8 protein-coding genes are annotated in these 13,587 nt (G+C 33.7%); 7 read left to right on the forward strand and 1 reads right to left on the reverse strand.

Annotation, left to right across the window (positions count from 1 at the left end; translation table 11 throughout):
- Positions 1-53: 53 nt before the first annotated feature.
- From O3642_RS01105 to O3642_RS01130, 6 genes are all read left to right on the forward strand, one after another.
- Positions 54-305 (forward strand): hypothetical protein, encoded by a 252-nt coding sequence (locus O3642_RS01105; RefSeq protein WP_000534985.1) that lies wholly within the window; start codon positions 54-56, stop codon positions 303-305.
- Positions 299-2,932, forward strand: coding sequence for an AAA family ATPase (locus O3642_RS01110; protein ID WP_371605199.1), 2,634 nt, complete (start codon positions 299-301; stop codon positions 2,930-2,932). Before O3642_RS01105 ends, O3642_RS01110 begins: the two co-directional genes overlap by 7 nt.
- Positions 2,933-2,952: 20 nt before the next feature.
- Positions 2,953-3,483, forward strand: coding sequence for a hypothetical protein (locus O3642_RS01115; RefSeq protein WP_371605200.1), 531 nt, complete (start codon positions 2,953-2,955; stop codon positions 3,481-3,483).
- A gap of 90 nt (positions 3,484-3,573) precedes the next feature.
- Positions 3,574-7,569, forward strand: coding sequence for an ATP-dependent helicase (locus O3642_RS01120; RefSeq protein ID WP_371605201.1), 3,996 nt, complete (start codon positions 3,574-3,576; stop codon positions 7,567-7,569).
- Between the two features lie 27 nt (positions 7,570-7,596).
- The gene (locus O3642_RS01125) at positions 7,597-8,289 is read left to right on the forward strand and encodes an HAD family hydrolase (protein WP_371605202.1); all 693 of its coding nucleotides are present in this window, start codon (positions 7,597-7,599) and stop codon (positions 8,287-8,289) included.
- Positions 8,290-8,760: 471 nt separating this feature from the next.
- Positions 8,761-9,180, forward strand: coding sequence for a hypothetical protein (locus tag O3642_RS01130; protein ID WP_371605203.1), 420 nt, complete (start codon positions 8,761-8,763; stop codon positions 9,178-9,180).
- Positions 9,181-9,250: 70 nt separating this feature from the next.
- Here O3642_RS01130 and O3642_RS01135 read toward each other — a convergent pair whose 3' ends face one another.
- Positions 9,251-9,577: a helix-turn-helix domain-containing protein gene (locus O3642_RS01135; RefSeq protein WP_003013607.1), complete on the reverse strand. Its 327-nt coding sequence runs from the start codon at positions 9,575-9,577 to the stop codon at positions 9,251-9,253.
- A 160-nt stretch (positions 9,578-9,737) separates the two neighbouring features.
- Here O3642_RS01135 and O3642_RS01140 point away from each other — a divergent pair, with 160 nt between their 5' ends.
- Complete coding sequence (locus O3642_RS01140) at positions 9,738-13,586, forward strand: SEC10/PgrA surface exclusion domain-containing protein (protein WP_371605204.1); 3,849 nt, start codon at positions 9,738-9,740, stop codon at positions 13,584-13,586.
- Position 13,587: the final 1 nt, after the last annotated feature.

Genomic DNA, 13,587 nt, shown 5'->3' on the forward strand with positions numbered 1-13,587 from the left:
TTGTCCATGTCTTTTTTTATAATTAAGTTACGAATTATAAAGGAGGTTAAGAGATGGGTAGCAAAAGAATTGAAGAGGATTTCGAAATTAAATGGTTAGAAACTTTTAAAGAAGTATCAGATTATCACCGTAACTTTTACGGTGGACAGATGATCTCATTATCTTTGTCAGATCTAAAAAAATTGGTAGAAGGTAAATTCCTTGCTTGGTCCTCTGGATTTGATGAATATTCAGAGGTATTGTATTTGAATGAAGATGCCAAAAAGGTCCTTAATAAAATTGTAAAAGGAGAAAGTTCATGCTAGAAAAAAATATTGTTAAATACAAAGTCAGTAGGCAATTAAAACTTGCGTTGGAACAATTAAATCATCGGATTATTAAAAAAGACTATAAGGTGATCGAAACACAGGATATTCTATTTTGTATATTAGACATTTGCGATACGGGGATGGGTTATGCTTTAGGATATTACTCTTTGACAAAAAGTAAGTTGTTAAAAGAGTATTCTAAAGGAAAATTTATTGGAAGTGAACAACGTTGTACTCTTGAAACCGACGAGTTAAAAAATTTATCTAAAAGGAGAGTGATGCATGAATGGATTACTTCATCACCTGTAGAAATTATTCAAGAGCCTTCTTCTACGTATTATCTTTCTGAGTGTGATGAATTTCCGATTTCTGAATATTTGAAGTTGATTTTTGATTTTGCTGAAGAGATGCGCTTACAGAATTCTCCTGATGGTGTAATCGATTCTTATTGGCTTTTATCAGGAATTTCTCAAGAGCAGGAAACTAATGCGCATCAACTGATTTACAAACAATATTTGTCGACTGGTAGAAGTAGTTATTCTGATGATGGCCTATTAGATGTCTTTACGAATTCGTGGTTTCGATTTCGAGATTTATCTGATGGGAAGGCTGAAAGAGAGAGAGCTAGTAAAGAAAGAAGAGCAGCGCATATCTCCTCAAAATTATCAAATCCAGACTATTCTCTATTAAATGATATAGCAACAGATATAACTTTAAAAGCCCGAAATGGGGAGTTAATGGAGGTTGTTGGACGTGATGATGAAATTCGAAAGGTAGAGATTGCTCTCACACGTAGAGATAAAAATAATGTTGTTTTATTAGGTGATGGTGGTGTAGGAAAGTCTGCAATAGTTGATGGAATTGCAATGCGTATTGCTAGAGATGAAGTTTTGTCTTTAAAGGGTAAGAAAATACTTCAGTTTAGTTTAAATGACTTAAGTGCAACATTTGGAGCATTTCCAAGCGAATGTATTAAAAGATTCATAGAAGAGATGAAACGGGAAAAAGACGTTATCTTATTTATTGATGAAATTCATATGCTAGGAAGAGCAAAACACCTAACAGATTTGTTAAAACCTTTAATGGCACGTGGTGATTTCCGAATTATTGGAGCAACAACCCCTATGGAATGGAGTGCATATGTTTCAGGTGATACAGCTTTCGTACGACGGTTTGAAAAAGTAATGGTAGAGGAACCAAGTGTCGAAGATACGATTAAAATTGTTGAGACGGTAGCACCAGCATATGAAAATTTTCATCATGCAAATTTTGAGAATGACACAATTGAGTTAGCAGTTAAATTAGCTAAAAAGTATCTCAAAAGGGAAAAACTTCCTGATTCTGCTTTTACAATCATCGATAACGCTGGAGCCCTGGTTCGTATTGAAGCGAATCAAGAAGTTACTCTAATTAGAGACTATCAAAATGAAGTTGACGAATTAAAGAAAGAGTTGGAAATTGCACAAGGAATTGAATACAACGAGGTGGCTGTTGAAGAAATACGAAGAAAACTTAATCTTAAACTAAGTGAATTTCAGGGAGCACGTAATAATTTAACTTCTACTAACTATGATCTTAAAATTACAAAAGATGATATAAAAAAGGCTGTGGAACATAAAACTAATCTTAAGGTCAAAAATCAAGATATGAAGGTTGGAAAAGACGCAGATAACGAAGAGTTGCTCCGTCTTTCTAATTTAAAAAATATTTTGGCTGAGAAAGTTATTGACCAATCGGATGCTACAAATTCTATAGCGGAAGCTGTCATTCGTTCTAAAACAGGGTTTAGAAATCCTAAACGACCGATTGGAGTCTTTTTATTTCTAGGTACTAGTGGTGTTGGTAAGACAGAAACAGCAAAAGTCTTGTCTGAGGAATTAACGGGATCTGTAGATGACCTCATTCGACTAGACATGTCAGAATATCAACAAGAACATGAAGTCTCAAAATTAATAGGCGCTCCCCCAGGTTATGCTGGATTTGGTAAAGGTGGAATTTTAACAAATGCTGTTAAAAGTAATCCAAAATCAGTTGTGCTACTTGATGAAATTGAAAAAGCTCACCCTAAAGTCTATGATTTGATGTTACAAGTTTTTGATGACGGTATTCTAACGGACGGTATGGGACAAAAAGTTGATTTTACAAATACGATCATTATTTTAACCTCTAACTTAGGTTTAAATGCAATTAAAAAGGATAAACGAGTTGGATTCACAATGGTTGAAACGAATGAAATTTGTGAACAGATTATTCGGGAACAAACGATGGAAGCAGTCCATAATTTTTTCCGTCCAGAACTTTTAAATCGTATTGATGAAATTGTGACCTTTAAACCTTTTTCGGAATCAACAATTCTTCGAATTACAAGATTGTTACTTGAAAAAGAAGTAGAGATGATTAAGGAAAGTGGATATGAACTTGAGTGTACAGAAAAAGCAGTAGAATTGCTTGCTACAAGAACCTACGATCCTGAGAATGGTGCTAGACCAATTCGGAGAGGTATTACTAAACTGATCGAAACTCCTTTGTCAGAGTTAATTATCAATAATCGTCTTAATAAGGGAGATAAGGTGATTATAGATTCTGATGGGGTTGAATTAGTTTTTGAAGTTTTAAGTCAATAATAAATGGAAGGAGAATGAGTATGGGACTTTCTTATGCACCACAGTATACATGGACGGAGCATTTTGTTCAAAGAGCTCAGGAACGATTCCAGGTGAGTACGGATTTACTTCCTAAATGGGTGGGGCGACAAATTGGCAGTTTAACAGTTTATGATTCGTCCGTTGAACAACAACCAGAAGCTAAAAAGTACATTTCAGATTATGGTGTCATCTTTGTATGTAATACACTTGAACAAAAATTTATTACTTGTTATGAAGCAAATGATATCCTTATGGAGGGAAATAAGGTTACCATTCATGAGTATAATGTTGACTCATTTAAGGAAGAAGTTGGAAATTTAGCAAGAAAGTATTACCTAAAGGATACAAAGGAAATGTTGCTAAGTGTAGAGAGTCATTTGTTTAAATTCCAAGAAATCTCTCAAAAAGTAATGTCTGGAAGACTGACTAGGCAAAATTACAATCTTATTGGAAACTTGATTGATGAATTTCATGCTATAAAATCCGCAATAAGAATCATAGAAACAAGGAGAAGTGATTTTAAAATGTAATAGTCTTTATGCTTGTAAACGAATACAAATAGATTTATTACTATGTTATAATTATTTTAAAAGCGATGATTAGTAAGTGAGGAGAAGAAAATGGTAATGAAGAATTTTAAGGACATATATGAACAAGAATATCAAAAGTTGAATTCACAACAAAAAAGAGCAGTTGATACTGTAGAAGGGCCTGTGATGGTTATTGCTGGCCCTGGTACAGGTAAAACTCAGATTCTTTCTCGTCGAGTTGCCAATATTTTGACAAATTATCATACAAATCCAGAAGAGATTGTCTGTTTGACATATACAGAGGCAGGTGCATCTGAAATGTTGGATCGCTTGGAAGGATTGATTGGGGAAGAAGGCCGTAACGTTAGAGTATCGACTATCCACTCTTTTTGTAGCGAGTTGATATTAGAAAACTCTGATTTATTTGGTGAAGAGCCTAAAGTAATTACTACTGCAGCTAAGTATGAAATTCTCAAAGAAATTATAGATGAGCATGTTACAGAAGAGAGTCCTTTATATAAAAATTCTGGGAATCGTTATTCTTCTAAAGAACAGCTTTTAGAACTCTTTACAAGAATGAAACGTGAGAATCTAAATAAGGATGACTTCGAAAAAGAGATAGATGAATACTTTAAAATGATTGATTTATCTATACCTGGAGATGAGTTGTATAGTAAATTTAAGTATGCTATAAATTCTAAGTCTAAAGACAAGAAAGTTGGAGATTATAAAGATAAACCATTAAAAGAATTACAAGAAAATATGGAAAAGTTACTTGCTGGAGTTGAAATTGTTGAAAAGTATAGCGATGATATTAGCAATCACAATTATTTTGACTTTGATGATATGATTCTATGGACCATTGAAAAGTTGGAGGAAGATGATGCTTTCCAAAGAAGTGTCTCTGAGGGTATAAAATATTTGTTTGTAGATGAATTTCAGGATACTTCAGTTATTCAGAACAAACTCGTAGATTTATTAGTAAAAGGGAAGAAGAATCCAAATATTTTTGTTGTAGGAGATGATGATCAAAGTATTTATCGTTTTCAAGGAGTGAGTGCAGATAATATTCAAATTTTTGATAAGAAGTATAAACCTACGAAAATAGTTCTTGAAGAAAATTATCGTTCATCACAAGCTATCATTGATGCTTCGAGACAACTAATCAGTCTTAATCCAAGAGAAGAGAAAGTTCTTGTTGCAGCTGGCGATAATAAAAATTATGATTATCAATTGCCAATCTTGAAATCATATTCAAATGCAAAAGATGAAATGTATGGTGTACTGAGTGAGATTGAAGAGTTGATTCAGTCGGGTGTATCTCCTCAGGAAATTGGAGTCATCTATGGAAGAAATTCCTATGGAGAAGAGTTTGCGAAGATTCTCCGTGATAATGGTATTTTCGTTCAAATGAAAGAAAATCAGGATTTATTCAAAGAACCTATCTTCAAAAAAATAGTAGCTATTTTAAAATATCTTTGTCAACCATCCAGAGATATCAGAGCACTTCGCAATATCGTATATTTTGATTTTTTTGAGGTGGAACTCTCAGAAATCGCAAAAATACGGAATCTCAAGAAGGATGAAAAAATTACTATTCCTTCCATAGCAGAAATTGATAAAAAATTAGAAACGATTCGAAAGAAAGTTAGTAGATCAGAAAATTACTTATCTCCTATGTATGTCCTAAGTGATATATTGAAAACTCTAGGAATTGATGAATATATTATGAAATCAAAAGAAAAATATCATTTGGTTTCAGTTCTAAATGAACTTTATAAGTTAATGTCAACAGAATGTCTGCTCCACCCTAAATTGACTGTAAAAGGATTTTTGAATCAATTATCGTCCTTACAAGAAATGAAAGTTAGTTTACCAATTGAAGAAATTTCAGGTTCTCCAAGTAACTGTGTTCAATTAATGACAGCCCATGGTTCAAAAGGTCTAGAGTTTGAACATGTATTTATGATGAAATGTAATGATGGAAAGAATAATGGAAAATGGCCAGGAGGTGAAAATAATTCGGGTAGATTCTCTTATCCACCAAGTTTAAATGGAAAAGTTGAGAATGAATCTCAACTAAAAGAAGAGGAGAATCGTCGCCTATTTTATGTTGCAATGACTCGAGCAAAGAAGGTTCTCCATCTCTCCTATTCTGATGATTCGGCTAAAACACACTTTATTAATGAATTTGAGAATTTTACCGATCCGGTGGATGTAACAGGATCTTTCGAGGAATGTCAAGCTATAGACGAAGTAGTAATACCAAAGTTTTCTGACGATATTCTGAGTGAGATTTTAGGTGAGTTAAGTTTAAGTGTTAGTACATTAAATGCTTTTCTTAAATGTCCTTTGAGTTTTTATTTCAATAAGGGATTAAAATTACCATCTGAAACAAACGAAGCTATGGTATTTGGTAGCATCATTCACGAAGTATTAGAAAAAATATATATTTCTATGGATGATTCGCAAAGTTCAGAACTAACAGTAAAAACAGTTCTTCCTTTAGAAGAAGCTTTACAATTATTTGAGACAATCTTTGAAGAAAAATCTTATCAATTATCTTCAGATAGAATAAAGAAGGATGCTTATGTTAGAGGAAGAAATATTATTAAAAATCTCTACAAGAAAGATGGCTACCTCAAAGATGGCGTAATTGCAGTCGAGCAGCATATCAAAGGAATCAAGCTAGGCGATTTATTGGACACAACAGTTGATTTATCGGCCGTATCTGATGTTGAGATAAACGGAAAAATTGATAAAATTGAGTGTGAAGAAGGTATTATACGATTAATTGACTACAAAACAGGAAAAGCAGGAAATGCTAAAGATAAACTAGTGCCACCGAGTGAAAAAGAACCCCACGGTGGTGATTACTGGCGTCAGGCTGTATTCTATTATATCCTCATTACAAATGCTGGTGTCGATATTTCTGGCAAAGAAATACTCGTTAAATATGTTTTTGTTGAGAATTCAAATAATGAAGATGGTTTTTCTGAGACAGAAGATATACGAATCACTCCAAAGGAAGTTGATATAGTACTTGATCAGATTAAAGAATCTATTATGAAAATTAAACAAGGTGATTTTAATTCTGGTTGTGGAGTATTGAAAAAGGACAGAGATAATTACCCTTGCTACTACTGCCTCCAAGCATTAGCTAATACAGCACCTAAATTTGAGAATACCGAAGCCTTAGAGGTTGCGACCTATAAACAAGTCCGATCCAACTATAAGAGTCTAAGTGTTAGCAAGTTAAATCATTTCTTAGACTGTCCGAAGAGTATCTATTTTGATGATATTTTACAGTTATCTCAACCAGCTGGATTATCAGCAGGATCAAAAGAAAAGTCTGCAAAAGTAACAGCTAAACATGCCCCAACTGGTCCTGTGTTTGGTACTGTAATTCATGAAACTATGGAACGAATTTATAAAGAAGATTTACAATTAGAGGAAGCAATTAAATATTACGATAATTCATTGAGCCTTCATCAAGAGGAAATCATCGATACAATGTCCGTAGAAGAATTAAAAGAATATGGGCATCGCTTACTAACCAATCTTTTTGATCATTATATTCCTGATAGTTTAAAAGGGAAGAATGTCAACTTAGAGAAAGAACTTCGTGTCAAATTAGGAGATAAATACTCAATTAATGGGATTATAGATAAGTTAGAATTTGACAATGATCTTATTCGAGTAGTAGATTATAAGACAGGTTCTGCTCAGAGAGGTGTTGAAGAGCTTACAGTAGGACGTGATTATTGGCGTCAAGCAGTCTTATATAATATCTTATTAGAAAATTCTTCTGAAATAGATACTACTGGTAAACGAATTGAAACGCAATATATTTTCCTAGATGACGATTATGCAAAAGAAGGATACTCCATCCATGCTGTAAATGTTACAAAAGAGGATATGGATTTGGTTCTAACTCAGATTCAAGAATTCTGGGATAAAGTGAATGTAGCTGATTTTACTAGTGGTTGTGGTAAGGATGATTGTGATTATTGTCGATTGGGAGAATTTGTAGATTTTCAATTATTGAAAGAGAATGTAGAAGCGCATTCAAATAAGAAAAATTAGATAATGGCTAGGGAGTTAGGAGAATAAATGAGTCAAGAAATTGCAGCAATTTTTGATATTGATGGGACTATTTTTAGAGATTCCCTTCTTCTTCATCATATGGAGAAGTGTATTGCTTATGATGTTTTTCCAATATCAGTAGAGATGGAACTAAAACCTCATAAAAATGCTTGGCAAAATCGAGAACTAGATTATGATGATTATCTGTATACAGCATCTAAACTGTATACAAAATATATCTCAAATAAAGAAATTCTTGATGTTGAGTTTGTAGCCAAAAAGGTGATTGAAAAAGAAAGTAAAAAACTCTATCGTTTTACTCGCGATCGTATTAAATGGCATAAAAAACAAGGACATAAGATTATTTTTATTTCTGGTTCTCCCGATTTTCTAGTAGAAAAAATGGCGGAGAAATTGGGTGCTGATTTATGGTTTGCATCCCAATACTTAAATGATGGAAATAAGTATAGTGGTGAAGTTGTTCCTATGTGGGATTCAGAGTCTAAGAAGAAAATTTTAGAAGGATTACCTTTTGATTTAGAGAATTCTTATTCTTATGGAGATACAACAGGTGACTTTACAATGCTTCAAATGACTGGGCATCCTACGGCTATAAATCCAAATCAAAAGTTATTGGATAAACTAAGAAAAGAGAGAGTAGATTGTAATGTTGTTGTTGAACGTAAAGATGTGATTTATTCTATAACCGACATTAGTTAAATTTAGATCTAAAAGTGCAGACGGAGGATAATAATATGGAAATTGATCGTTACTGTAATGATTGCTTAGGATACTATAGCTATGATGTCGATGAAACAGATAACTTTCAAAAATGTCGTTGGTGTGGTTCTGAGGACACAGAGGAGATATAAAGTTGTTCTTGATAGACAAAAAAATATTGTAAAACCTCCATCAGATTATGAACTGCAAGCCAAAAACTAGGCAGTAAAAATTAAACTTTTGGAGACAGTACCTTTTTTGAAAAATCATTTTTTTATTTTTACAGAAAAATGGCATAATAATAGTATAGATAAAAAAAAGGCAGTGCTGAACTGTCTTTTTTTGTTCCTCAAAAAAGGAGGTAGCAGATGCTCAAGAACAATCATTTAATAATATTAGAGAGAGTGAGGCCACCGTGAAAATTCACGAATGAAAAATCATATTTAAAAAAATTAATTAGAGGAAAACAAAATGAAAACGTATAAAAACCATGTGATTTCTTTAACTCAACAATATCTTTCAGAGTTAATTAATCACAATGAAGAAATTAATATTAGAATGTTTTATTCAACATTTGAAGAGGATCAGTATATCTCAATCTTGAATGACCAGGACCAAGAAGTGTCATTCAATTTTGTAAATGATAATATTGAAATTGAATTAATTGATCCGTTGTGTGAGAAAATTTTAATTACATTTGATACTGTAGAACAGACAGCCAAAGTTCATCAAGTAATTAAATTTCTCTTAGATTTGTTTTTTAAATTCAATTGGCATGAATCAGTTGCAGCGTTATCAGTTGCAGATTTCTGGGAATTGATCAAGAATTACGAGAAAGATAACCTCGATATGACGTTTGGTTACCCAAGAATCGCAGGCTCTAATAGCTAATAGCCAGATTTTTATGCACAAAAAGAGTGGGAAAGGAATCGTTATTATACTTATCCTTTTCCACTCTTTTTTATTTTGTCTCGTTAATAATTGTGTTAATAGCTGAAATGACTTTATTTTGTTTGTACTCTGGTAAAGATTTGATAGTGTCGATAAGCTGTGCTAAGTCAGTACTTTCTTCTTTAAGTGTTAAATCAAAAAAAGTTTGTAGATCAACATTTAAAGCTTCTATAATTTTCTCAAGCGTACTAATTTTTATATTGGGCTCTAAATTTTCCAGCTTATAGGCATAATTGGTACCAAGATCTGCTTTTTCTTCTAACTGTTCCTGAGTCATCCCGGACTGAATCCGCAAAATCCGTATTCGTTTGCTTATATACTTTTGTAATTCTGACATTGCTCACCTCTTAAGACTATTTTACAGCCTTATAAGGTTAGGTTCTAGTTCTCGAAAGGTTGGTTACAACTTTACAAAGTTGCTAAAATATAGTATAATTCGGGTGTTTATAATTATATAGTGATAATTTGCTCAATACTCTATCATAAAGGTGGGAATTATGAAAAAGAAAACGATCAAAGCAACTGTATCCGCTGTATCAATAGCTACAGCTTTTGCGGGATTTTCTGTTGTACAAGCGGATGAAGTAACTGCAACTCAGCCAAATGAGTCAACATTAAGTGTTGAATCGGCGTCTCCTTCGTCTACAAATATAAAACAAGTAGACGGGGTATTTGTCCATAATGGAATTGCAACCGTAACGAAAACGCCAACTGCGGAAATTGTAGAAGAAGCTAGAACTATCAAGGAAGAAACGGATAAATCGGTTTCAAATCAAGAAAGTGCATTAGAAAACGCTAAGTCTTCGGAAGCAGTCGCTGCATCAAAAGTTTCCGATGCAAATGTTGACTTAAAGAATGCTGAGGCGAATAAAGAATCAGCTACGCCTGAAAAAATTGAAAAAACCAAGAATGAAATATCAGAAGTAAAAGCTGATATTGAGAAAAAGGAAACATCACAAAAAGATGCATCTGATAAAGTTCTAGAAGCTGAGAAAGAACGTAATCAGCAATCAGATATTATTAAAAAAGAACAAGATAAAATTTCAGAGCAAGAAAAGAAAGTTTCGACAGCTGAGGAAGCAGTAGCAACTGCACAAAAAAATCTTGATGGTACTGGAGCATCGGAAATCATTGCTGAAAGAGACAAAGCAAAACGTGATGTAGCTGAAAAAGAATCAGCAGAATCAGCAGCGAAAAAGGCTTTGGAAACTGCCATTAATGAAGACAAAAATAAAGCTGAAGAACTCAGTAAAGCTTCTGCTGATGAAAAAGCGCAACTTAGTGCTAGTCAACTTTCTGCTAAACAATTAGCAGATGCTAAAAAAGTTGCAGAAGAAGCAGCAAATGCATTAGTGAAGGCTCAAAAAGAGAAAGAAACTGCCCAGAAGGTATTAGATGGTACTGGCGTTGAAGAAATTGTAGCAGAACGTGATGCTGCTAAGGAAAATTTAGATGCTAAAACAGCAACTGAAAATACAGCGAAACAAGAACTTGATCGTGCCAAAGAAGCCGATGATAAAAAAGCAACTGCACTAAAAAATGCAAAGTCTGTTGAAGCGGATCAAATAAAGAAAAGTCAAGAAACGGCAGCAAACTTGTCCTCTGCTGAAGATAAACAAAAACAAGCACAAGAGAATCTAAAGAAAGCTCAAGAAAATAAGGTTTCAGCGCAAAGTAATCTTGATGCTTCTGAATCGCAACTTGCCCCAACAATCGCAAATCGTGATAGCAAATCAAATGATTTAGCGAATAAACAAAATAGTAAGATAAGTGCAGAAGAAGAGCTCAAAACAGCTAAGGAAAATGATGCGAAGAAAGCTTCAGAAATTTCAGCTTTAACTACTAAGAAAAACCAAGAAGAGGCAAAAGTAAATGAAACTTCAAATGAGCTAGCGAGTGCTACATCAGCAGCTCAGGAAGCAAAAGGGAATAAAGAGAAGGCTGATCAAGCAGTTGAAACCCTCAATAAACAAATTGCAGCAATTAAAAATCTCACTATTCCTCAATTGCCTCAAGATGTCATTGATGCTTACAAGACTTATCTCGCTGATGATTCAGACGCAAATAAAAATGCCTTAAACGACGTTATTCAAAAATGGTTCAAAGATAGCAAATATGATTTTGGAACTGCATTAACAGAATATTCCCCTGAACACCAAAATATATTTATAAAGGAATGGTCAAACAAGGATATTGTTTTGCCTATCGATGATTCAGTCGTAGATTTAGACAATTTAACTGACAAGCAAATTGAAGCTTTGAGCCAATATTATGCACTTCTCGCCAACAATCTGCAAGACCAAGTTTGGGGTAGTCATCATTATATTGTCACTGAAGAATCTGTTCAGGGTGTCAAAAACATTGCAAAAGCCTATGCTGAAGAAAATAAACCATATAGCACAAGTCACAGTGATACTGCTCTAGCGAAAGATGGATTAGATTCCATCGTATGGACTGGAGAAAACATGAGCTATGATAATACTTTGCTGGGTTATGGTGCGTATTATTCAGAAGCTAAAGAAACTCGTAAAGCAACAATGTCTCAATTGTATCGTGAGGTATATGATGCTGTAATTAGTTTTATGACAAATGATGTTCATGCTTATTTTGGACACATGAAACTTATGATTGGGCAGAAAGCTCCTACAAATATTCGGGCAATTGGAGCTGCAAATAGTTTCACACCAAGTGGTGTTGGACGCATGCACTTTATTGAATTCAAAGGTCAAGATGCACATCTTGAATATGTTAAAGATGAACAAACTGGTGAATACCATTTTGTAACTGTTGACGACTATTATGATAAAGGAATTGCTAAACCTCTAGCTACTCCATTTGATATTTCAAAAATGGAAGATGAATTAACAACTGCAAAAGCTAAACAGACTGCAGCAAATACGGCAAATGATTCTGCACAGAAACGTTTGGTAAAAGCTAAATCAGAAAACGATTCAAGTACAAAAGCTCTCAAAGAAACGACAGCAAAATTAGATGCTTTGAAAGCTACTCCTGACCAAACACCTTTAGCTACTACTAAATTGGAAACCGCTACACGAAATTATAATGAAGCACAAACCCAATTTAATAAGGCTCAAGGTGCACTTGATCAATTAAACGCTGATATTCAAAGCAAGCGTCAATCTTTAGTAAATGCAAAAGATAATTTAGACCAGGCTACAAGATCAGAAGTAAAAGCTACATCTGATCTTGAAAAAGCAAAACAAGAAAATCAAAATGCAAATCAAAATCTGAAACAAACTCAAAAACTTGTAGCAGAATTAATGTCAGTTCCTGATCAAACTCCAGGTGCACAGAAGAAATACGACAATGCGAAACAACAAAAAGAAGAAGTTGAAACAAGATATATCAAAGCCCAAACAGCTCTGGATAACTTAAATGCAGACCTTCAAGTTAAGCAAAAAGCATTAGAAACTGCAAAAGAGGAGCTTGAGAAAGCAAAAGCAACAGATAAGACTGCAAGAAACAATTTAGATGAAGCAACAAAAATTCATGAAAAACATTTGGCAGCCTTAAATGATACACGTCAAATGATTGCAAGATTAAACTCAATTTCTGATAAGACACCTCTTGCACAAAAGAATTTAGATGAAGCTTCTAAACAATTGATTGCTGCCAAGACTCGTTATGCAAAAGCACAATCAGCAGTTGAAAATCTAAATGCAGATATTCAAACAAAACAAAAAGTTTTAGCAGATGCGCGTGCAGAATTGGATAAAGAACTTAAAGTTCTTTCAGATCTGAAAGCTGAAAAAGCCAAGGACGAAGCAGAACTCAGAAACCGTCAGAATAAAGTTGAAGAGTTAAAAGCTAAAGAAAATCAAATTAAGGATGAAATTTCTAAATTAAAGACTAAGTTAGTCACTTTAGAAACACTTTTGGATCGTCTTGAAAATGCCGATGCATATTTGAAAAAAGCAAAAGAAGCTTATGACAATGCAGTTGAAGAGCATCGTTTAGCACTTGAAAATGTAGCAAGAGAGGAAGCTAAACTTAAATCACTTCTACAAGATCAATTGGATGCAACTGCACAATATGAAGCTGTACAGCTTGCTTACCAAAACGCTCATAAACAACTGACGCAATATACGAAGTTATCAAGTGAAACTAAATCAATTGGAATCCAAAATGAAGATCATAAAATTTTTGATCCTAAAAATGAGGTTGGTTCTCAATCTGATCACTATAACTATCGAGGTTCAGTAACCGGATATAACCCTCAACGTTCGTTACCAAATACTGGTTCTCAAAGTGGATTAGTATTACTTGGCTTAGGAGCGATCCTCATGGGATTATCTGGAATAAAATTGCGCAGAAAGAGTGAGTAAA

The organism is Streptococcus sp. 27098_8_66, from assembly GCF_041431945.1.
Classification (GTDB): Bacteria; Bacillota; Bacilli; order Lactobacillales; family Streptococcaceae; genus Streptococcus; species Streptococcus dentalis.

What these genes read in the sequence shown, in the direction of transcription:
- O3642_RS01120 (WP_371605201.1), top strand. Translation starts at nt 3,574, where the DNA reads ATGGTAATGAAGAATTTTAAGGACATATATGAACAAGAATATCAAAAG.
- O3642_RS01130 (WP_371605203.1), top strand. Translation starts at nt 8,761, where the DNA reads ATGAAAACGTATAAAAACCATGTGATTTCTTTAACTCAACAATATCTT.
- O3642_RS01105 (WP_000534985.1), top strand. Translation starts at nt 54, where the DNA reads ATGGGTAGCAAAAGAATTGAAGAGGATTTCGAAATTAAATGGTTAGAA.
- O3642_RS01135 (WP_003013607.1), bottom strand. Translation starts at nt 9,577, where the DNA reads ATGTCAGAATTACAAAAGTATATAAGCAAACGAATACGGATTTTGCGG.
- O3642_RS01140 (WP_371605204.1), top strand. Translation starts at nt 9,738, where the DNA reads ATGAAAAAGAAAACGATCAAAGCAACTGTATCCGCTGTATCAATAGCT.
- O3642_RS01125 (WP_371605202.1), top strand. Translation starts at nt 7,597, where the DNA reads ATGAGTCAAGAAATTGCAGCAATTTTTGATATTGATGGGACTATTTTT.
- O3642_RS01110 (WP_371605199.1), top strand. Translation starts at nt 299, where the DNA reads ATGCTAGAAAAAAATATTGTTAAATACAAAGTCAGTAGGCAATTAAAA.
- O3642_RS01115 (WP_371605200.1), top strand. Translation starts at nt 2,953, where the DNA reads ATGGGACTTTCTTATGCACCACAGTATACATGGACGGAGCATTTTGTT.